Source organism: Galbibacter marinus, assembly GCF_000300875.1.
In the GTDB taxonomy this organism is placed as follows: Bacteria; Bacteroidota; Bacteroidia; order Flavobacteriales; family Flavobacteriaceae; genus Galbibacter; species Galbibacter marinus.
The window spans coordinates 91,433-112,957 of sequence record NZ_AMSG01000008.1; the positions used below are offsets into that span (position 1 = coordinate 91,433).

Sequence of the window (21,525 nt, forward strand, 5' to 3'; positions counted from 1 at the left end):
TTCCAAAATTCATTTTATGGAAGGCTCTCGAGCTTTTAAATTCTTTATGGTTCTTGATGATTTTGATCTGAGGAAGATGATTTGGGTTCATTCACACGAATAAGATCCATGAAGGCATCACCAATAAAATCAATGATATCTGTAGCTGTTAATGCCTCTATACTGGACCTTTGAGCTGCCAAATCACCTGCCAAACCATGAATATATACCCCTAACACAGTGGCGGCTAGTAGAGAATACCCTTGAGCTATTAAACCGCTAATGAGTCCCGTAAGAACATCTCCGCTTCCTGCAGTTGCCATACCTGGATTTCCAGTAGAGTTCACAAACATTTGGTCTTGGAATACTGTTATTGTATGCGCGCCTTTTACCAAAAGAATAACTTGGTATTCTTTAGAGAAAGCCTTCATTTTATCCAGTTTCTCAAAATCATCTTCCCAAGGACCTATTAGTCGCTCTAGTTCTTTGGGGTGTGGCGTTAATACCGCTTTTCCCTTTATGAACTGTAATAACTCGTAGTTTTTAGCTAGGATATTTAACCCATCAGCGTCAATAACCAACGGTTTATCATTTTGTTTTAAAAAGGTAGAAAAGGCTGCAACAGTATTTGGATGGGTTCCCATCCCTGGTCCTATTCCAATGACCGATGGATCCACATCAAAATGAATATGCTGTATATGCTTTTGATGGCTATCGGTAATCACCATAGCCTCTGGAAGAGAACTTTGTATAATCTGATATCCACATTGAGGGGCAAACACACTTACAAGGCCTGCCCCAGCATGTAAGGAGGCTTCACTGCACATAAGAACAGCTCCTATTTTACCATAACTTCCCCCAATAATTAATGCATGGCCAAAGGTTCCTTTGTGACTGTATTTATCTCTAGGACGATAACGCTTTAAAGCTTCAAATTTACCAACATACTCAGCTAATGGTTTTTGGTTTTGAATAAACTCAGCATCCAGACCAATATTGAGAACTTGCCAATACCTAGTGTACTTTCCAGTGCTAGGTAGCGAGAAAATTAATTTAGGAAATTGGAAACTTAAGGTGTAGTCCGCGTATATCGCTTCTCCTTCTTGGGTCGCTTTCTCCATATATACCCCGGAAGGAATATCGATTGAAAGGACAAAGGACTTACTTTGGTTAATATGGTTTATTAATTTAGCTATCCAATCAACATTTGGGCGGTTAAATCCAATACCAAAAATAGCATCAATAACAATGTCATTTGCTGGAATTTCAGGCAAATTTGAATTTTCATTCAGTAATTTAGGCCATATATTAATCTCTTTTATACGATCGAAATTCGTTAGAAAATCTTCTGAACGTTGATCACTGAAATTAACAACATGTATGTTTACCGAATATCCGGATTGCAATAAATATCGAGCGATAACCAACCCATCTCCCCCATTATTACCAACACCACAAAATACATGTATTCCAACCTTTGAATCTCCTAACTGCGATTGAATCCATTCAAAGGCCACTTTACCGGCCCTTTCCATTAGTAGTTCACTAGAAATATTCTGACGATCTATTGTAAATTCATCAGCCTGCCTAATCTGATTTAAGGAAAATATCTTCATTTGTTAAAAAAACATTGATTAAATTATCAAATCTTTAATAATAAGAATTAGGTTTTATTACTTGCATAAATGTACTACATTTGAAAACTAATACGAATAAACACCAGTGAAAAATTTAACAAGCATACATGAAGCTACTTCCATATTCCCAATAGGGAATACATGTAATGCTATTATTATTCGTACTATCACCATTATTACCCCTTTTGGGGTTTAATTCATTTCATATCGTCCGCAGTCTATTTTGTTTGATTTTTAAACAAAAACAAAACCAATTACTTATTTGTAATCTATATTTTCATGAAAGTATTAAAATTTGGCGGCTCTTCGGTCGCTAGTCCAGATCGTATAAGAAAAGTTAAAGAAATTGTATTTAAAGCTTCACAGAAGCAAAAAGTGGTTGTAGTTGTATCGGCCTTTGGCGGTGTTACCGATCTTTTAGTAAAAGCTTCACTACTCGCTGCAGCCCAGGATGAAGAGTATAAAGAAATCCTACTACAAATTGAAGAGCGCCACCTTAGCGCTATTGAATCCCTGATTGACATTAACAAGCAAAGTGCGGTGATAAGCACAGTAAAACGTGATTTAAATGTACTAGAAACGCTCCTAGAAGGCGCTTATCTAATTGGGGAAAGCACCCCAAAATTACTAGATAAAATTGTGGGTTATGGAGAGCTACTCTCCTCTTATATCATCAGTGAATATTTTATAAACGAAAAAATCGATAGCGTTCATAAGGATAGCCGTCAACTAATAAAGACTGATACCTGTTTTGGTAAATCTCATGTTAATTTTAAAGCAACCAATACGCTCTGTGAAAATTATTTTGGAACAGTAAGCTATAGCGTTATTGTAACACCTGGGTTTATCGCATCGTCGATAGATGGAAATTCCACTACACTAGGTCGTGGTGGATCAGACTATACCGCCGCCATATATGCAGCTGCATCTGGTGCTAAAAAATTAGAAATCTGGACAGATGTCAGCGGGATGTTTACCGCGAATCCAAAGATTGTTAAACAAGCTTTCACCATTCCTAGTATTTCATATCAAGAGGCAATGGAACTTTCTCATTTTGGAGCTAAGGTTCTGTACCCACCAACGATTCAACCAGCATTATTTAAAAAGATTCCTATCCATATAAAGAATACCTTCGCACCAGAGGATTCGGGCACACTAATCTCTTCGGAGACTGAAGACAAGCCAGGTGCAGTACGAGGAATTACCCATATCGAAAACATTTCATTGCTTTCCTTGGAAGGTTCTGGGATGGTTGGTATACCAGGGATTTCAAAACGTTTTTTTGAAGTTTTATCTCATGCCGAGGTCAGTGTAGTTTTCATTACACAAGCCTCCTCAGAACATTCAATTTGTATTGGGGTTTCTTCTCAAGACGCTCCTAAAGCAAAAGAGGCCTTAGATGCTGCATTTGAATACGAAATCAGCCTTAAGAAAATCAATCCAGTAAGTGTAGAAGATGACCTTGCCATTATTGCATTAGTTGGTGATCACATGAAAAGCCATCAAGGACTTAGTGGTCGTATGTTCAGCGCACTAGGGAAAAATAATGTAAATATAAGAGCGATTGCTCAAGGAGCATCTGAAAGAAATATTTCAGCGGTAATAAATAAGGAAGATGTAAAAAAAGCCTTGAACACTTTGCATGAACAATTTTTTGAAGATCATATAAAACAGCTCAATCTCTTTGTAATGGGCGTTGGAAATGTTGGAGAAAAGTTTTTAGATCAAATCCACACTCAAAGAAAATACCTCAAAAAGCAGTTAAAATTAAACATTCGCGTAGTTGGGATATCCAACTCCAAGAAAATGGTATTTGATGACAGTGGCCTTGATTTAGCAAATTGGAAATCCCAATTGGACCAAGGAGAAACAACTGGTTTAGATTCTTTCTATCAAAGAGTTAAAGAGCTCAATTTACGCAATAGCATTTTTGTTGACAATACCGCCAATGATAAAGTAGCTCAGACATACGATAAGTACCTTAGCGACAGCATCTCTGTGGTAACATGTAATAAAATCGCTGCATCCTCCCCTTATAAGAAGTATATTCAATTAAAGGAACTTTCTAGACGTTACAATGCACCATTCCTTTTTGAAACAAATGTTGGAGCAGGGTTACCTATTATAGATACTTTAAAGCACTTGATTGCCTCAGGTGATAAAATCACTAAGATACAAGCCGTACTCTCTGGTAGTTTAAACTTTGTGTTTAATAACTTTAACCTCGAAACTCCATTTGACCAAGTGGTTAAACAAGCTCAGGATGAAGGGTATACAGAACCTGATCCAAAAATTGACCTCAGCGGGATCGACGTGATGCGAAAAATTTTAATCCTAGCTCGAGAAAGTGGAAATGAATTGGATATTGAACAAATTGAAAATGATGCCTTCCTTCCTGAAGAAAGCTTAAACACTACGAACGTTGAAGATTTTTACAAGTCGCTAGTTAAACATAAAGCTCATTTCGATAAGATTTATAGTCAAGCTGAAGAAAAGAATTGTCGTTTAAAGTATGTCGCTCAATTCGAAAATGGAAAGGCAAAAGTAGGACTACAAGAAATCCCGAAAGATCATCCATTTTACAACCTAGAAGGTAAGGATAACATCGTTCTATTTTTTACCCAGCGTTATAACGAGCAACCCCTACTAATAAAGGGAGCCGGTGCAGGTGCAGAAGTTACAGCATCTGGAATTTTTGCAGATATCATTCGAATTGGGAACTTTTAATATCTGAATCGTAATCAAGATGAATGAAATAAAATTATTTTGTCCCGCTACTATAGCTAACGTATCCTGTGGATTTGACGTATTAGGACTGTGTTTAGAAAGCACTGGAGATGAAATGCTTATTCGAAAGGTTAGTACTCCAGGGGTTAGAATCACTAAAATTATAGGGCAACAACTCCCGATGGAGACTGAGAAAAATGTAGCCGGAGTGGCTGCCTTAGCCATGCTTAAAGATTTGGATATTGATTTTGGTTTTGAAATTGAAATCAATAAAAAAATTAAACCTGGAAGCGGTATTGGTAGTAGTGCTGCGAGTGCTGCAGGGGCCGTTTATGGCATTAATCAAATTCTAGGAGCACCGTTTAATCAAACGCAGTTAGTTGAATTTGCTATTCAAGGAGAGGCACTAGCAAGTGGAACTGCACATGCCGACAATGTGGCACCTGCTCTTTTGGGCGGTTTCACCTTGGTAAAGGGATATGAGCCTTTGGAGGTATTAAAATTAAATACTCCTAGTGAGTTGTATGCAACAGTTATACATCCTCAGATAGAGGTCAAAACAGCGGATGCCCGTTCGGTTCTAAAGCAGTCCATTCCACTTAAAAAAGCCATTGTTCAGTGGGGAAATTTAGCTGGATTAGTCAGCGCTTTATACTCCGAAGATTACGACCTATTATCCCGGTGTCTGCACGACGAGATCATCGAACCGATGAGGAGTCCACTTATACCAGGATTTTACAAGGTAAAACAAGCTGTCAAAGAAGCTGGAGCACTTGGTAGTGGTATTTCTGGATCAGGCCCTTCAATATTCGCCCTTTCAAAAGGGAAAGACATAGCCCAAGAGGTAGCTAAAGTTATGGGGAATATTTACAAGGATTTTGGAGTGGATTACGATCTGCATATTTCCAGCATCAATACGCAAGGTGTTAAAGAATTATGAGAAGCAGAGTCTCCAGCTAAAAAATAAATAAAATAAATAGCTTAAAAGAAAAATGAAATATTATAGTTTAAACCAAATCAAGGCTACAGCAAACACCAGCTTTGAACAAGCCGTTATCCAAGGGATTGCCCCAGATAAAGGTCTCTATTTTCCCAATGAAATTAGACCACTAGATCCTTCTTTTATCAAAAATATAGAGCAGTATTCAGATCAAGAAATTGCATTTGAGATCATCAAACAGTTTGTCAATGGTGAGATTCCAGACAAGGAATTAAAAGAGATTATCGCTGAGACCTTGTGCTTTGATTTTCCTACAGTAAAGGTGGAAGCCAATGTTTATGCTCTGGAGCTTTTTCACGGACCAACTATGGCCTTTAAAGATGTTGGTGCTCGATTCATGGCACGCTGTTTAGGGTATTTTAATAAAAATAAGACAGACCAGCAAGTCACTGTTTTAGTAGCGACTTCAGGAGATACCGGCGGGGCTGTGGCAAGCGGTTTTTTAGGTGTGAAAGGGGTTGATGTGGTAATACTATACCCAAGTGGAAAGGTAAGTGATATCCAAGAAAAACAGCTCACCACTTTGGGACAAAATATCGTGGCCTTGGAAGTTGACGGAGTTTTTGACGATTGCCAAGACATGGTTAAAGCGGCATTTTTAGATCCTGAACTAAAAGACCAGAACCTTACTTCAGCCAATTCAATTAACGTGGCAAGGTGGTTACCGCAAATGTTTTACTTTTTCTACGCGTATAAACAATTGAAAAATAAACACAAAGATCTAGTCTTTTCAGTTCCAAGTGGAAATTTTGGAAATATATGTGCTGGCATTATGGCTCATAAACTCGGTTTACCTGTAAAACACTTTATCGCAGCAACCAACATTAATGACACGGTACCAGTTTATATGAATACACAAAAGTATGAACCTAAGGCCTCCAAACAAACCATATCAAATGCCATGGATGTTGGAAACCCAAGTAACTTCGTGAGAATTCAAAACTTATTTGACAATGATTTTAATGCCTTGTCAGCATTGTTTTCCTCTGAAAGTTATACAGATTCCCAAACCATAGAGGCTCTTAAAAAGATCTATAAAAATAATGGTTACATCGCCGACCCACATGGAGGTGTTGGATACTTGGGATTTAAGAAATATCAAGAAAAAAATCCAGAAACCACTGGAGTGTTTTTAGAGACTGCCCATCCAGTGAAATTTTTAGATACCGTTGAAAAGGCTCTGGATATTACACTACCCATTCCAGAGCAAATTAAATCAGTGATTGATAAAGAAAAAACTAGTATAGCAATATCCACTTTTGAGGATCTAAAGAACTATTTAAACTCAAGAGGATAACTGTCCTGGTTTAACAGTCTTTAGAACTTATTACAAACGGGAATATTTTAAAAGATATTCCCGTTTGTAATTTTCAATCAAATCGCATGTTAACTTAAAGATATACCGTCTTTCCACTTTTAACCGACTCATCACAAGCTAGCACCACCTCAAGACTACTTACAGCATCTTGTAAATGTTCTGATAAATCAATGTCATTTCTAATTGCATTCAAAAAATATTGTTGTTCTCTCATGCACAATTCTAAATGATCAGGTTCATCCTTAAAATGAATCCATTGATCGTCCTTCACAAATTCATTATTACTATCTACTTCAGCGTGATGGATTTTTAAGCTTTCTGTCTTGGTATGTCGATCCACAGAGTCTGTAGTCCCCTGCTCCATGGCCGTGGCTGATACTATAGAAACACTTCCCTTTGGCCCCATTACATCTTTAACAAAATGTGCAGTTTCACTAATCATTGGTCCCCATCCAGCCTCATACCATCCAATAGAACCGTCTTCAAAGGTTATTTGTAATTGTCCATAATTGTAATTCTCAGGAGATATTTCTTCTGTTAAACGCGCCCCAATGGCAGAAACTTGTTTTGGCTTAGAACGAACCATTTGGCACATTACGTCAATGTAATGAACGCCACAATCCACTATAGGGCTCAAACTTTTCATAAGGTTCTTGTGAACATCCCACATATATCCATGACTTTGTTGATTTAAATTCATCCGCATAACTAGTGGTTTTCCAAGGCCTTGGGCTACTTCAATAAACTTTTGCCAGCATGGATGTTGTCTTAAAATATAACCAATTACAAGTTTCCTTCCTGTCTTATTAGCTGCCTGAACTAAAGTCTTAGCACCTTGAGTGGTAGTGGCAATGGGTTTTTCTAAAAACACATCACAACCAGCATTAAATGCTGCCAAGGTGTAATCCATGTGAGTATCGGGATAAGTAGAGATACAAACTGCATCAGGGTTGGATTGCTCTAAAGCCTTCTCATAGGAGTCAAAAACAGGATAATTTGCTTTGAGTTGTTTGTTTAATTCATGTTTACTTTCTCCTCTAGAGACCAAACCACAAATCTCAAAATCGTTTTTTAATTGATGGTAGACAGCGGCATGAGATGCTCCCATATTTCCACAGCCTACTACCAGAATTTTAATTTTATCGTTTTTCTGCATTTCTAAGCTATTAAGTGTCTTTAATTATTGCTGCTTAGTTTTTTTGCTCACTATATTTAAATAATTTTGCAATAGTAAGGTAAACGAACTAGCAATTTTTTAAATATACTAAAAATGAACAATACTGCTTTAACAAATGTCCATATTGAATTGGGTGCAAAAATGGTACCTTTTGCCGGTTACAATATGCCAGTACAGTACGAGGGAGTAACTGCTGAACATGAAAATGTAAGAAACAATGTAGGGGTTTTTGATGTAAGCCATATGGGTGAGTTTCTTGTCTCTGGGCAAAACGCCCTAGCTTTATTACAAAAAGTATGTAGTAATGATGTCTCCAAACTGGTTGTTGGTAAAGCCCAATACAATTATCTACCAAATAAACAAGGTGGGATTGTTGATGACCTAATCATCTATCAGATTAAAGAAGATCAATATTTACTAGTAGTTAACGCTGCAAACATTGAAAAGGATTGGGAGTGGATAACGCAGCATAACGAGGAGTTTGGCGCCGATTTAAGAAATATCTCTGATGAATACTCTTTATTAGCTATCCAAGGTCCAAAAGCCATAGAGGCTATGCAATCTCTAACTACTATAGATCTTTCGGCCATTAAATTTTACCAATTTGAAGTAGGACAATTTGCGGGCATTGAGAATGTGATTATTTCTGCAACAGGATACACTGGCAGTGGTGGATTTGAGGTGTATTGTAAAAATGAAGAAGCAGGACAGCTTTGGGAAAAGGTTTTTGAAGCTGGAAAAGACTTTGGTATAAAACCTATCGGCTTGGCAGCTAGAGACACTCTTCGACTTGAAATGGGGTATTGTCTTTACGGAAACGACATTGATGATACTACATCGCCATTAGAAGCTGGATTAGGATGGGTTACCAAATTCACAAAGGATTTCGTAGGTTCAGACATCCTTAAAGCGCAGAAAGAAAGAGGGCTAACCAATAAACTTGTTGGATTCCAATTAGAGGAAAGAGGTATTCCTAGAAGCGGTTACCAGATTACCGATAATAATGGAAAGGTAATTGGAAATGTTACCAGTGGGACTATGGCTCCATCTTTAGGGATTGGAATTGGTATGGGATATGTCCCGGTAGAGTATGCTGAACCTGGAAACACAATTGGAATTCAGATTCGAAAAAATCAGGTTCCAGCAACTGTTGTTAAACTACCTTTCTACAAAAATAAATAAGCACAGTTTGAGTTCTCTTAATACCGATGAAAGAAAGATATTTGAAAAAGATTTTAATATTAGGAGCTAGTGGTTTTATAGGTGGAGCACTCTACAAAGAGTTATGTTCCTACTTTGACACCTACGGAACTTATCATACGGGAAAGATTTATGCTAACAATAAGCATTTCTTTCCCTTTGATATGCAAAATGACGACCTCATAGAAATTCTTTCAAGAGTCCGACCTGATGTGATTATTTCTGCACTTCGAGGTGATTTTGAATCGCAAATAGAGACCCATTTCGATGTGGTTGATTATTGCAAAGCCACTGGTAGTAAGATCATATTTTTATCATCAGCAAATGTTTTTGATGCCTTTAGTAACTTTCCCTCTTATGAGTTTGATAAGACGCTCTCCATGAGCCCTTATGGTAAGTTTAAAATTAAGATTGAGACTGCTCTAATGCAGTTGCCAGAAAAAAATTATTCGATCGCGCGATTGCCTATGGTATTTGGAAGTCACTCTCCAAGGATCAAAGAACTCAAGTATTATATAGAGAACCACAAGGCTTATGAGGTTTTCCCTGACCTTGTAATGAATGTGACTAACATCGAATTACTCACCAAGCAACTTCACTATATTATCAATCGAGAAATAGGTGGTATTTTCCACCTTGGAAGTTCTGATTTAGTACATCACAATGAGTTTATAGAAGAAATCATTAAAGTCTTAGGTTACCACAAACCCTTATTAAAAAATGTGTACACCTCGAACTTTGATCGTTTTTTAGCAGTGTTACCCAAAGACAACAAACTTCCCAAACATCTTAATTTTGGTCACATCGAGGTGATTAAAGAGATGAATATTAGTTAAATCTCAAAGAGGTCTTTGATACTTAAAAGTTAATTTCCCCCTCGGGACTCTTTGAAATTATTTAACCCATCTTGTAACCACTGGTAATAGGTAACCGCATCAGTATATTTTTGAGGACCACTTAAAAGCTCATAATCAGATGACATTTGAATGTAATAGGGCTGCGAAGCAGTTTTAAAGTTAATAGTCTGAAAGGTCGCCCATTTATCTCCGATGGTCTTTATGCTTTTCACGCGGCCATTTGGAAGCTCGAAATTAAACTGATCACTTTCATCTAGAACTTTACGATCATCCACATAAAGAGAAATCAGTACAAATTCTTCATTAAGAAGACTAAATATCTCTGGTTCACTCCATACATTCTCTTCCATCTTACGACAGTTAACACATGCCCATCCAGTAAAGTCAAGTAAGATAGGTTTGTTGTTCTCCTTGGCATAAGCCAGACCTTGATCAAAGTCTTTAAAACAAGTTAGCCCTAAAGGACAATCACTTTCCTTTTCATAAACACTATAGAACACTGGAGGTGGAAAACCACTGAGTAGTTTTAGATTTGATTGCGGGGTATTGAATAATCCTGGTATTAAATAGGCAACAAATCCAAGTACCGCTATTCCGAAAAACATGCGATAGAAACTGAGTTTTTTACGCGGGCCATCGTGTGGAAAACGAATTAATCCGAAAATATATAAAGCCATAAGGATAAATATTATAATCCAAATCCCGATAAACACCTCACGTTTTAAGATTCCCCAGTGCTCGACCAAATCTGCATTGGATAAGAATTTAAATGCCATTGCTAATTCCAAAAATCCTAAAATAACCTTAGTGGTTGTCATCCATCCACCAGACTTAGGCAGTGAATTAAGCATATTGGGAAAAAGAGCAAATAAAGCAAATGGTAACGCCAATGCCAATCCAAAACCAGTCATTCCAACAGTTAATTGAGTAGCGCCACCATCATTAGAGAGTGAACCAGCTAGGAGCGATCCTAATATCGGCCCTGTACAGGAGAAAGAAACAATAGCCAAAGTAAGAGCCATAAAGAAGATCCCAATAATCCCACCTGCACCTGAGGCACTATCCATTTTATTTCCCCAAGAATGAGGCAGTGTCAACTCAAAATACCCAAAGAAGGAAAACGCGAAAACTACAAAAATTATAAAGAAAATAACGTTTAGCCACACATTGGTCGATATGTTATTCAGTATCTCAGGTGCAATAGTATCCAAAAAGTGGAATGGAACACTAAGAGCCATGTATATAACTATAATAAACACTCCATATAGTATGGCGTTAGATATACCCTTTCTCTTGTTACTACTTTGTTTGGTGAAAAAGGATACCGTCAAAGGTATCATTGGAAACACACACGGGGTGAGCAGTGCTATAAGTCCTCCTAAGAAGCCCAAAACAAATAAATTAAACAAGCCGCTACTTGAAGAACTATCGCTTTGATGATTTGTTTTTAATAACTCGGTGTTGGTTAATGGAAGTTCTAGGCTTTGGGCTAAATCTAAGCTTTTTGCATCCACCTCCTTATCGATCACTACAGCTTTTCCATCAAGAGAAAAACCTAAATCATATTGATCAAAAATACACTGTTTATCATCACATGCCTGATAGGCTACATCCCCGATAATAGACTTAAGGTTTGGATTTAGAACCTGAATTTGTTGTTTAAAAACTGCCTTGTCAGCAAAATATGATAGTCTTTGTTCGAAAATCTTATCCATTTCCGTAATAGGCTCCCCTTCCTCTATCTCTCCAATGATCTTAAAATCAACACCCTCCCCTTGAAATGTAAAGGTTGTGGGATTAATCATTGGCTCCTCATCTTCCGGCTGGTTTACCGCATAAAGGTGCCAGTTTTCTAATATGTCAGCTTCAATTATCAGAGTATAGGTAGAATCTGAAACAGCCTCAACAGAGGTATTCCATTGTACTTGATTTTGGCTAAAAATAAAGTTGGTGAAAAATAGTAGTAAAACAGCTATTAAATTACGCATGAAGGGATGTTATTTTTAATATTTCTATTGTTCTTTCTGTTATTTTAAAGCGGTCATCGGCACGTTGCCCAATAATCCATATAATTTCATTATCGCCATTGCAGAGTAACCACTGATTTTCTTTCTCCAATAAAGAAAACTTTTGATCTTTGAAATACTTACTGAGTTTCTTCTTCCCGTGCATTCCAAATGGACAAAAGTAGTCACCATTTTCTCGTTTACGAAGGATAAGCGGAAACTTTAACTTATCTTTATCAACTAACACCTCATCTTGAGAAATGGGTATTTTTAAGTTGATTTGCTCAATCCTTAGATGAATTGGATAGCTTATGTCTTGTTGGTGTTGTTCAATGGTAAATCTTTGACTTAAATCATTAAATTTCAAGGTCGTTAACAACAAATGATCCCGATTTCGAATTAAGCGGTGGCTTTCAGAAAAAAGCTGTTTCCCAGAAAGAGTATCTAAGAGCTGCTGTAGTTCAACTTCACTTTTAAAACCATATGGTTTAAAGAGTTCATATAAGTATGCATCTAAAGGATTTAGTTTTTTAAGGCCAGCCACAGGGATCTCAATTACATCGCCGTTTTCTACGAACAATTCTGCGCGTTTTTGCTCCACAGCCAATTTTATAATACTATTAGATTGATTTAAATACTGTAATGACTTGGTGAAATTATCCAAGAAATCCGGCTTAATTTGTTTGATAATAGGGATAATATCATGACGGAATTTATTGCGAATGTATTTAGTCTCTGCATTACTGCTATCCTCTCGCCATGCTATGTTATGCTTGATGGCATACTGATTAATTTCAGATCTTGAAAAGGGTAACAGAGGCCGAACAACATAATCATTGACCTGTGGTATCCCAGTTAATCCTTCCAGACCGCTAGCCCTTCCGAGATTAATCAAAAAAGTCTCTAAATTATCATCAGCATGATGCGCCGTTAGTAAGAATGAAAAACCTAACCGCTCCTTTTGCTTTAAAAACCAGTTATATCGCAGTTCCCTAGCGGCCATCTGAATAGAAATCTTAAGCTTTTCTGCATAAGCAGCGGTTTCAAAGCTGACAGTATAAAAATCAACTCCATAACTATCACATTGCTGTTTTAAAAACTCCTGGTCTTGTTTGCTCTGTGATCCCCTTAATTGAAAATTACAGTGCAGCACCCTACAATTGAGATTTAGTTTTACGCATAGGTCTAAAAGAACCATACTGTCAATTCCTCCACTAACCGCAAGAGCTATAGGGGTGTTGATTAAAAAAGGGAGCTGATTGTCAATATGAGTGTTAAAGCGTTTTTGCATCACACAAAGTTATGCTAATTTCGCTTGATCAACAATTCATTGGCATGTGCTCTTGCCGAAGAACTGATATCCTTACCTCCCAGCATTTCTGCGATTTCAATCACACGCTGGTCTTGGTTTAATTTCTTCATCTGAGAAGTAGTAATCCCTTGCACTTCCTCTTTGTAGACTTTATAATGCTGATCACCCTTAGCTGCAACCTGAGGGAGATGTGTAATGGTGAATACCTGCATGGTCTTACTCATTTGATACATAATATCGGCCATTTTATTGGATACCTCTCCAGAAACACCAGTATCAATCTCATCAAACATAATAGTCGGAAGATGCATATACTGCGCTAAAAGCGATTTAATTGCAAGCATAATGCGTGACAACTCTCCTCCTGAGGCTGCCTTTTTGAGCTCATTAAACTGCCCTCCTTTATTGGCAGAAAACAAAAATGAAAGATTGTCCTTACCATTGGAATGATAATGTTCACCTGGGGTTAATTCAATCTCAAATTGGGCATTTGGCATCCCTAAAGAGGCTAAGGTGTTTTCCAAATGATCTTTAAGGGCAGGAATTCCTTTAGTGCGTTTGTTATGTAATTCTAACGCTATTTTATCCAAGGCTTCTTCCCTAGTCATCAGTTTTAATTGCATCTCCTTAATGTCACTTTCAAGGTTCTGTGTTTTGGAGACTTGGATTTCGAGTTGCTCTTGGATTTCAATAAGTTCTGTTACCTCTAATACATTGTGTTTCTTTTGCAAGTTATAGATTAGTTGAAGTTTCTCATTCACCTTCTCTAATTCCACAGGATCAGCCTCCAAGCTTTCCTCAAGGGAAAGGGTCTCATTGAACACGTCGTCGAGCTCAATTAAAACCGAATCAATTCTGTCAGATAAATCTTTGTAGGTTTTACCAAAGCCACTAAGACGATTAAAATTGCTTTTAATTTCATTTAGACTTGGTAACACTCCCATTTGCTCCTCTGAGAACAACTGCAATGATTGTGTTACTCTGTTAGCTATTTCATCAACATTGTTTAACTGTTCAAATGTAGCTTCTAAATCAGCTAACATTCCTTTTTTTAATTTAGCCGATCTTAACTCCTCTAATAAAAAGGAATTGTAATCGTTATCTTTATCTGCCTGTTGCTGAAATTCAATGAGGGATTTTAACTCCTTCTTTAGGGCTAAATAATCTGTAAGCTTATCAGTGTAAAGATTAAGTTCTTCACTCACATCAGCAATAGCATCGATAACCTGAAACTGAAAATCATTATCGGTGAGTTTTAAGGTTTGATGTTGAGAGTGGATATCGATAAGTTGACCCCCTAAAGAAGACAATACGTCTAAGGTAACAGGAGTATCATTGACAAAGGCTCTAGATTTACCACTTGGTAAGATTTCCCTTCGTATAATGGTTTGCTGTTCAAAATCAAGATCTTGCTCATTAAAAAAATCTTCGAGCTTGTAATTTCCAATGGCAAAGCTTGCCTCGATAACGCATTTATCGGTCGCATCTTTAATACTACTAAGATCTGCTCTTTTGCCAAGTACCAAGGACAATCCACCCAGAAGTATTGATTTACCTGCACCAGTCTCCCCGGTAATGGAAATCAACCCCTTGTCAAAATCTACATTCAGATGATCGATTAAGGCGTAATTCTTTATAATCAGATTAGTTAACAATACAAATTAAGTTTTAGCATCCCAAAGATAAATTATATTTTAAAAGCAAGCTAAGAAATTAATACTTGATACGGCTCCAAGTTTTAGAATAAAGGGGTGCCATACTGTTGAGATTTTCTTTTAACTCTGCTATTTTCACCTTAGGACCCCCCGAGAAAACATTGGCAATTTCCTCTGATTTTGCATCAAAAAATGCTTGAAGCACAAAAGAATTTGGTCGGGTATTATTTAGTTTCTCCAATAAGGTTATTGAGTTTAGGATGTTCTCTTTAGCTCCTAAAGGATCCGATACCAATACATCCATGCCTTGACGATGGTAATTATAAAGTGCCAAACGGTATTCCTTAAAGGTATTGGAGAGCAGATTATCGGCCAGCTCCCATCGCGTTCTATTTCCATCTGTTTGCTTCCAGCCACTAAAACCACTACTTTGGCTTAAGTTTACAATAGACTGCGCTTGCTCGAAATATGGTGTCCCTCCTTCTTTTGAAAATGTATCGGCATCAATACCTAAAATGATATAAACGTAATAAGAAATAACAGCCGTAAGATTACTCTCAAAGACATTCGGGTTGAAGTATAATGGTGCAAACTCCACATATTTAAAACTGAACTGTTTGTCTTGGTAATTAAAAACGGGAGACTGATAGTTGGAATTAAAAACAGGACGGTTTGATTGAATTTGTATGGTCCCACTAAAGGCACTATTGTCGTATTGCGTGATGGTTACCATCATACTACACTCTATGCGCTGATTCGCATCAAAGTTTGCACTAGTCCATTGTGTTTTATTCACATAGTCATTCAAGGACTTCTCTAGGGTCCTAAAAATTTGCTTATTGGTTTGATTAACCTGATCAGAATTAACAATTACAGTGCAATTTAACTCCTGTGCATAAGAAAGGCTTAAGCAGACAAAAAATACTAAGGTAAGTAATGGTTTAAGCATCAAGTCTAGATCGTATCTCGTTAAAAATATCGATTGCTACTTCCGCTTTTGATTTTAATGGAAAAGCAACCCGATTTAAATTCTTATCTATAAATGTAACCTTATTTGTTGATTTACCAAAACCAGCACCCGTATCATTTAAAGAATTTAAAACTATTGCATCCAAGTTTTTTCGTTGTAGTTTAGAAACTGCATTGTCAAATTCATTTTGTGTTTCCAATGCAAATCCTACCAAAAATTGATTCGATTTTATCTCACCTAAGGATGCTAATATATCATTTGTAGGAACAAGATCAATATGTAAAGTGGCCGTTTTCTTTTTTATTTTTTGATCAGCAACCTCAGCAGGTTTATAATCTGCCACTGCAGCAGCTAAAATGGCAATATCCACCTGATTAAACACTTGATGTGCTGCATTGTACATCTGATCAGCACTCTGTACCCGAACTAATTTTATCAAAGGGTTATCCAAGTTCAAAGAGCAAGGTCCTGCAATTAAAAAAACTTCAGCTCCTAATTGAGCAGCGTGACTTGCTAACTCAAATCCCATACGACCACTGGAATGGTTTCCTATAAAACGCACAGGATCTATCGCCTCGTATGTTGGTCCAGCTGTTACGAGCACTTTTTTACCATAAAGCGGCAAGGTGGATTTTAGAAGGTTCTCAACAAGACTGACTATGGATTCTGGTTCAGCCATCCTTCCTTGTCCTACAAGTCCACTAGCTAGTTCACCGCTTTCTGCTGGAATCATATAGTTACCCCTTTCCACAAGTGTACTTATATTTTCTTGAGTTGTAGGGTGAGAATACATATCCAAATCCATTGCGGGCGCAATAAAAACAGGACAGGTTGCAGAGAGATACGTAGCTAATAAAAAATTATCAGAAGCTCCAGAGGCCATCTTTGACATAGTATTTGCAGTTGCTGGAGCAATGATCATAAGATCAGCCCACAACCCCAAATCCACATGGTTATTCCACATAGCTTCCTTGTGATCAGGATCTGTAAATGAGGAATACACCTTGTTTTTGGACAACGTAGAAAGCGTTAAAGGAGTAACGAATTCTTTCGAATTTTCCGTCATTACCACTTTAACGCTTGCTCCGGCTTTTATGAGTAAACGCACCAAAAAAGCCGATTTGTATGCGGCTATTCCTCCTGAAATTCCAAGTAAAACTTTTTTGCCGCTAAGTATGGACATGCCCTACTCTTTTTCTGTATTTCTATAATAAATTTTATCGTTTAACCACTCCTCGATAGCAATCGCGTGTGGCTTTGGAAGTCTTTCGTAAAACTTAGAAACTTCTATTTGTTCTTTGTTTTCAAAAACCTCCTCCAAGCTATCAGTATAGGTTGCAAACTCCTCCAACTTCTCTATCAACTCCTTCTTGATATCACCATTGATTTGGTTGGCGCGTTTAGAAACTATTGAAATAGCCTCGTAAATATTATTTGTCGGTGCATCCAATTCATTTCTATCATAGGTAATGGTAGAAATAGGTGCTTCAGAGTTTCTCAATTCGCTCATAACTTTGATTTAATTATTTACTGTGTATTGTTCTAGTAATTCTTGTAATTCAGTAGCGTGCTTATCTAAGTCGCTATACATTTTATCGGACCTTCCGATGTATTTAGATTCTGGATATTCACTCTTAAGAGCACTATATGCTTCTCTGGCACTTTCGATTCGCTCCTCTTTCCTATTATAAACACTATTGACTGCTAAATTATAACGCGCCAAATAGTCGTAAAACAAAGCGTCTTCCTTATAAATAGATCCTGGGAAATTTTCAAAAAAGATCTCAAAAGAAGTTATAGCTGCATTGTAATCTGAAATTCTATTATATTGTTTTGCAATTTCAAATGACTTTTTCTCCAATTTCGCTCTTAGGGTTTCCATCATCTCATTAGCCTCAGCTAAAAACTCGGATTCTGAATAGGTATTGATAAAGACCTGTATTCTATCAATGGCTTTTTGCGTCTCACCTTGGTCTAAGCTATATCTAGGAGATGTCAAAAATTGACTCTTTGCGCCCATAAAAGCAGCTTCTTCTGCCTTGTCGCTTCGAGGGTATGATTTGGTAAATCTTTCAAATTGATAAGCTGCCAAGTAATAATCCTCAGATTGATAATAAGCATTGGCATAAAAATACTGCAAACGCTCTCCTTGGGGCTTCCCAACATATTGTGGAACGATTTGCTCATAGATTCTTATGGCTCGCTTATAATCACCTTCTTCATATAGCTTCTCAGCCATATCATATTTCTTCTTGACATCACTGTCTTTTAGCACTTTTTGGTATTCACTACAACCACTCAGTAGTACAATGGCAAAAAAGGCTAAATAAGTAAATCTCCAATTTTTAATCATTCGGCAAAATTAGGTAATTATATTAAATATTAAAAACATTTTTACATGCCCAATTTAAGGCAGCAAAACGGATTAAAAGAAGGCTGAACTATAATTTATCAAATCTTTAACGCTAAAAGGCAAAAAAACCCGAACGCGATGCCGGGTGTTTTGTTTAGTAGTCTTCAAATCACACGATTTGCGAGACACTAATATAGTTTCCAATACGCTGTTTTAAATCCGCTGTAGCCTCCACAAGTGGCAGTCTCACGACATCACTACAAAGTTCTAAATATTCAAACACAGCCTTTATCCCCGCGGGGTTCCCTTGTTCGAATATCAGTTCAATGATATCCATCAATTGAAAATGTAAGTGATTGGCTTGATCTAGGTCTCCTCGCAGCCCATATCTAACCATGGCTGAGAACTCCTTTGGTAAACCTTGACCTATTACGGAAATCACTCCTGACCCGCCTGCTAATACCATAGGTAGGGTAAGCATATCATCACCTGAGATCACCAAAAATTCTTTTGGCTTATTTTTTATAAGCTTCATGGCTTGAACAATATCCCCTGCCGCTTCTTTGATACCGATGATATTTTCAAAATCGTTTGCTAAACGGATAACTGTTTCTGGTAACATGTTTGAACTAGTTCTCCCTGGTACATTATAAAGGATTACTGGAAGTGGAGAACTTTCAGCAACTGCCTTAAAATGCCTATAAATCCCTTCCTGTGTTGGTTTATTATAATATGGAGAAACGGACAATACCGCATCAAAGCTACTCAAGTCTTCTGCCCGAAGCTCTCGAGCAACCTCAGCCGTATTATTGCCACCTATGCCAAGGACTAAGGGCAATCTACCACGATTAGCTTTTATTATAGTTTGCTTGACAAGTTGCTTTTCTTCTTTACTTAGGGTAGCAGACTCTGCTGTTGTTCCCAAAACCACCAAATACTCAACACCGCCATCAATAACATGATTGACGATAGCGCTAAGCGCTTGTACATCTACACTTAAGTCTGACCTAAACGGTGTGACTAGTGCTACTCCTGTCCCAAGAAATTTTGACATAATCATAATCTTTTTAATATTTTTAGGTATTTGACCAATTCACTTGAAAACTGATCATAATCCTTTTCATTAACCTTCAATACCAAATTGTTTAAATGTTCACTCCCTTCTGTGACCCCTACTTTAAGATCACTTTTACACAGGGTAGAAACGTACTCTAAATACAAATTCGGTTTGCTATAATAATTTATGGCTATATCATATGGACGGTCTAAAAACGTTTGTAAATCATCCTGTTTAATCTTTCCATTAATTCCAAATGAATTTTTAGAAAATACAGGAATCATATAATTGACATTTTTATACACCTTTTCCACATAACCCGCTATAAAAATATTATCGTTATTAATGCGAATAGCCTTGGCGATATCCATTAATGGCTTGTAATCAACCAGAGTATCGTAATTAATAATAATAGCCAATGAACGTACTGCTCCGCTTCCATCATCATAACCCTCTGATTTTAAGCTGGATGCCTTAATTGCTTTTTTTATTGAATTTTCTTTAAGACCTTTAAAAATCATGTACAATTCCTTTATTTTTGTAAAGGTAAAACTTTATAGTCTTAACGTGGTAAAATTAAAGAATCTTATGCTTATAAAAACACAACATTTTGTTATATTCTTAACTTTTCTGTTCTGTATCTCCTGTCAACAAAAGGATACTAAACTTCGAGAAATACATGGAAAAGAGATCGCGATGGTCGATAGTATCCCTGAGGTTGACAGCATTAAGACTTTTATCACCCCTTATAGAGATCACATCAAAGAAATTCTAGACACTCCTTTGGCATATGCGCCAAAAACGATGCAGAAAACAGACGGAGAATTAAATTCTTCCATCGGGAACTTTATTGCAGATTTAACCTTTGAAATATCCAATCCAGTATTTGAAAAGCGCACTGGTAATAATATTGATTTTGTTCTTTTAAACCACGGAGGGATTCGAGCTATTATTTCCCAAGGGGAGGTTAGCCGCAGGACGGCCTATCAGGTCATGCCATTTGAAAATAGGGTACTTATTCTTGAGCTCAGTGGCGAAAAGGTCATAGAGTTACTATCCTACCTAGCCAAATCAAAAACAGCACATCCAATTAGCAAACAATTAGAACTACATCTTAATGACCGTGGAGAAATCGCACATGCGAGCATTGCTCAAAAACCTATTGATGTTTCTAAAAGTTATTTCGTAGCGACTTCCGATTTTTTAGCCAATGGTGGGGATCATATGGACTTTTTTAAAAACCCCATAAATACCACTGACATTGAATATCTGCTCAGAAATGAAATCATTGATTATTTCATGAAAACTGACACCTTAAAAGCATCAGTAGACCAACGATTCATTCAAATCAAATAATTTCACCATGAAAAGAAGATCCTTCCTTCAACACACCCTTGCAAGTTCAATTTTTGTAAGTGCCGCTGGTTTATCGCTATCGGCTTGCTCTTCAATGGCTAAAAAGCATATTACCATACTGCATACCAATGATGTGCACAGTCATATTGATCCTTTTCCCCAAACGCATTCGAGAAATCCAAATCAAGGAGGTGTAGCTCGAAGAGCTCATCTAATTGAGCAAGTTCGAAACGAAAATCCTAATACCCTTTTATTCGATGCTGGTGATATCTTTCAAGGCACCCCTTATTTTAACTTTTACGGTGGTGAGATTGAATTTAAACTGATGAGTATGATGAAATACGACGCGGCAACTCTAGGGAATCATGATTTTGACAATGGAATAGATGGTCTATATGCCCAATTACCTAATGCTGATTTTCAAATCCTCAATGCAAATTACAATTTCGAGAATACCGTCATGGACGGGCATGTAAAGCCTTATTCAATATTTGAAAAATCAGGGATTAAAATCGGAGTGTTCGGTTTAGGTATTGAATTGAAAGGACTAGTGAATAAACCGCTTTATAAGGAAACCAAATATCTTGACCCTATCGAAAAAGCACAAGACATTTCTAAAGAATTAAGAAATCAAAATTGTGATCTTATTGTATGTCTATCGCATTTGGGATACCAGTACCAAGAGGATAAGGTTTCCGATATTACCCTAGCCGAGAACACGGATGATATTGATTTAATAATCGGTGGCCACACGCATACTTTTATGGACAAACCTGCAATCCACACCAACAGACAAGGGCGAAATGTCTTAATTAACCAGGTGGGGTGTTTTGGACTATTCTTAGGCAGAATTGACTTCTATTTCGACAACAATACCAATCAATCTGAGGGAGTTAGTATAAATGTCTAGTGATACAAGCC

General features: G+C 37.1%; 18 protein-coding genes. 7 read left to right on the forward strand and 11 right to left on the reverse strand.

Features of this window, described 5'->3' with window-relative positions; all coding sequences use genetic code 11:
• Positions 1-44: 44 nt before the first annotated feature.
• Positions 45-1,595, reverse strand: coding sequence for a bifunctional ADP-dependent NAD(P)H-hydrate dehydratase/NAD(P)H-hydrate epimerase (locus I215_RS07855; protein WP_008991429.1), 1,551 nt, complete (start codon positions 1,593-1,595; stop codon positions 45-47).
• Between the two features lie 300 nt (positions 1,596-1,895).
• Between I215_RS07855 and thrA the strand changes: the two genes are divergently transcribed.
• From thrA to thrC, 3 genes are read left to right on the forward strand one after another with little or no spacing between them, the layout of a single operon-like run.
• On the forward strand, positions 1,896-4,343 hold the full coding sequence (gene thrA, locus I215_RS07860; protein WP_008991430.1) for a bifunctional aspartate kinase/homoserine dehydrogenase I: 2,448 nt from the start codon (positions 1,896-1,898) through the stop codon (positions 4,341-4,343).
• A gap of 19 nt (positions 4,344-4,362) precedes the next feature.
• Positions 4,363-5,283, forward strand: coding sequence for a homoserine kinase (locus I215_RS07865; protein WP_008991431.1), 921 nt, complete (start codon positions 4,363-4,365; stop codon positions 5,281-5,283).
• Positions 5,284-5,335: 52 nt separating this feature from the next.
• On the forward strand, positions 5,336-6,640 hold the full coding sequence (gene thrC, locus I215_RS07870; RefSeq protein WP_008991432.1) for a threonine synthase: 1,305 nt from the start codon (positions 5,336-5,338) through the stop codon (positions 6,638-6,640).
• A 94-nt stretch (positions 6,641-6,734) separates the two neighbouring features.
• Here the strand turns inward: thrC and I215_RS07875 are convergent, their stop codons facing one another.
• Positions 6,735-7,817 carry a Gfo/Idh/MocA family protein gene (locus tag I215_RS07875; protein ID WP_008991433.1) on the reverse strand — a complete coding sequence of 361 codons (1,083 nt, stop codon included), beginning with the start codon at positions 7,815-7,817 and terminating at the stop codon, positions 6,735-6,737.
• A 114-nt stretch (positions 7,818-7,931) separates the two neighbouring features.
• On the opposite strand from I215_RS07875, the gene gcvT reads away from it, so the two are divergent.
• Both gcvT and I215_RS07885 read left to right on the forward strand, forming a co-directional pair.
• The gene (gene gcvT / locus I215_RS07880; RefSeq protein WP_008991434.1) at positions 7,932-9,020 is read left to right on the forward strand and encodes a glycine cleavage system aminomethyltransferase GcvT; all 1,089 of its coding nucleotides are present in this window, start codon (positions 7,932-7,934) and stop codon (positions 9,018-9,020) included.
• A gap of 41 nt (positions 9,021-9,061) precedes the next feature.
• The gene (locus I215_RS07885) at positions 9,062-9,874 is read left to right on the forward strand and encodes a sugar nucleotide-binding protein (RefSeq protein WP_156800232.1); all 813 of its coding nucleotides are present in this window, start codon (positions 9,062-9,064) and stop codon (positions 9,872-9,874) included.
• Positions 9,875-9,903: 29 nt separating this feature from the next.
• Here the strand turns inward: I215_RS07885 and I215_RS07890 are convergent, their stop codons facing one another.
• The 9 genes from I215_RS07890 to I215_RS07930 form a co-directional block, all read right to left on the reverse strand.
• On the reverse strand, positions 9,904-11,883 hold the full coding sequence (locus tag I215_RS07890; protein WP_008991436.1) for a protein-disulfide reductase DsbD family protein: 1,980 nt from the start codon (positions 11,881-11,883) through the stop codon (positions 9,904-9,906).
• Complete coding sequence (gene tilS, locus I215_RS07895; protein WP_008991437.1) at positions 11,876-13,192, reverse strand: tRNA lysidine(34) synthetase TilS; 1,317 nt, start codon at positions 13,190-13,192, stop codon at positions 11,876-11,878. The genes I215_RS07890 and tilS overlap by 8 nt, the downstream gene beginning before the upstream one ends.
• Positions 13,193-13,206: 14 nt before the next feature.
• Positions 13,207-14,868 carry a DNA repair protein RecN gene (recN, locus tag I215_RS07900; protein WP_008991438.1) on the reverse strand — a complete coding sequence of 554 codons (1,662 nt, stop codon included), beginning with the start codon at positions 14,866-14,868 and terminating at the stop codon, positions 13,207-13,209.
• Between the two features lie 58 nt (positions 14,869-14,926).
• Positions 14,927-15,817, reverse strand: coding sequence for a type IX secretion system protein PorD (porD, locus tag I215_RS07905; RefSeq protein WP_008991439.1), 891 nt, complete (start codon positions 15,815-15,817; stop codon positions 14,927-14,929).
• Positions 15,810-17,021 (reverse strand): bifunctional phosphopantothenoylcysteine decarboxylase/phosphopantothenate--cysteine ligase CoaBC, encoded by a 1,212-nt coding sequence (gene coaBC, locus I215_RS07910; protein WP_008991440.1) that lies wholly within the window; start codon positions 17,019-17,021, stop codon positions 15,810-15,812. The genes porD and coaBC overlap by 8 nt, the downstream gene beginning before the upstream one ends.
• Before the next feature lie 3 nt (positions 17,022-17,024).
• Complete coding sequence (locus I215_RS07915; protein WP_008991441.1) at positions 17,025-17,348, reverse strand: DNA-directed RNA polymerase subunit omega; 324 nt, start codon at positions 17,346-17,348, stop codon at positions 17,025-17,027.
• A gap of 9 nt (positions 17,349-17,357) precedes the next feature.
• A complete protein-coding gene (locus I215_RS07920; RefSeq protein WP_008991442.1) occupies positions 17,358-18,191 on the reverse strand; it encodes an outer membrane protein assembly factor BamD in 834 nt (277 codons plus the stop codon).
• 169 nt (positions 18,192-18,360) lie between these two features.
• Entirely contained in the window at positions 18,361-19,245 is an 885-nt protein-coding gene (gene dapA, locus I215_RS07925; protein WP_040460033.1) for a 4-hydroxy-tetrahydrodipicolinate synthase, read from the reverse strand.
• Positions 19,246-19,247: 2 nt separating this feature from the next.
• Positions 19,248-19,769 (reverse strand): DUF6913 domain-containing protein, encoded by a 522-nt coding sequence (locus tag I215_RS07930; protein ID WP_008991444.1) that lies wholly within the window; start codon positions 19,767-19,769, stop codon positions 19,248-19,250.
• A gap of 67 nt (positions 19,770-19,836) precedes the next feature.
• On the opposite strand from I215_RS07930, the gene I215_RS07935 reads away from it, so the two are divergent.
• A complete protein-coding gene (locus tag I215_RS07935; RefSeq protein ID WP_040460036.1) occupies positions 19,837-20,604 on the forward strand; it encodes a 5'-nucleotidase C-terminal domain-containing protein in 768 nt (255 codons plus the stop codon).
• A 7-nt stretch (positions 20,605-20,611) separates the two neighbouring features.
• On the forward strand, positions 20,612-21,514 hold the full coding sequence (locus I215_RS07940; RefSeq protein ID WP_008991446.1) for a bifunctional metallophosphatase/5'-nucleotidase: 903 nt from the start codon (positions 20,612-20,614) through the stop codon (positions 21,512-21,514).
• Positions 21,515-21,525 lie beyond the last annotated feature (11 nt).

Bases quoted from the DNA above. Each gene is read 5' to 3' on its own strand.
- dapA (WP_040460033.1), bottom strand. From the start codon at position 19,245: ATGTCAAAATTTCTTGGGACAGGAGTAGCACTAGTCACACCGTTTAGG.
- I215_RS07865 (WP_008991431.1), top strand. From the start codon at position 4,363: ATGAATGAAATAAAATTATTTTGTCCCGCTACTATAGCTAACGTATCC.
- porD (WP_008991439.1), bottom strand. From the start codon at position 15,817: ATGCTTAAACCATTACTTACCTTAGTATTTTTTGTCTGCTTAAGCCTT.
- coaBC (WP_008991440.1), bottom strand. From the start codon at position 17,021: ATGTCCATACTTAGCGGCAAAAAAGTTTTACTTGGAATTTCAGGAGGA.
- I215_RS07875 (WP_008991433.1), bottom strand. From the start codon at position 7,817: ATGCAGAAAAACGATAAAATTAAAATTCTGGTAGTAGGCTGTGGAAAT.
- I215_RS07940 (WP_008991446.1), top strand. From the start codon at position 20,612: ATGAAAAGAAGATCCTTCCTTCAACACACCCTTGCAAGTTCAATTTTT.
- I215_RS07930 (WP_008991444.1), bottom strand. From the start codon at position 19,769: ATGATTTTTAAAGGTCTTAAAGAAAATTCAATAAAAAAAGCAATTAAG.
- gcvT (WP_008991434.1), top strand. From the start codon at position 7,932: ATGAACAATACTGCTTTAACAAATGTCCATATTGAATTGGGTGCAAAA.
- I215_RS07915 (WP_008991441.1), bottom strand. From the start codon at position 17,348: ATGAGCGAATTGAGAAACTCTGAAGCACCTATTTCTACCATTACCTAT.
- I215_RS07890 (WP_008991436.1), bottom strand. From the start codon at position 11,883: ATGCGTAATTTAATAGCTGTTTTACTACTATTTTTCACCAACTTTATT.
- I215_RS07920 (WP_008991442.1), bottom strand. From the start codon at position 18,191: ATGATTAAAAATTGGAGATTTACTTATTTAGCCTTTTTTGCCATTGTA.
- tilS (WP_008991437.1), bottom strand. From the start codon at position 13,192: ATGCAAAAACGCTTTAACACTCATATTGACAATCAGCTCCCTTTTTTA.
- thrA (WP_008991430.1), top strand. From the start codon at position 1,896: ATGAAAGTATTAAAATTTGGCGGCTCTTCGGTCGCTAGTCCAGATCGT.
- I215_RS07935 (WP_040460036.1), top strand. From the start codon at position 19,837: ATGCTTATAAAAACACAACATTTTGTTATATTCTTAACTTTTCTGTTC.
- I215_RS07855 (WP_008991429.1), bottom strand. From the start codon at position 1,595: ATGAAGATATTTTCCTTAAATCAGATTAGGCAGGCTGATGAATTTACA.
- thrC (WP_008991432.1), top strand. From the start codon at position 5,336: ATGAAATATTATAGTTTAAACCAAATCAAGGCTACAGCAAACACCAGC.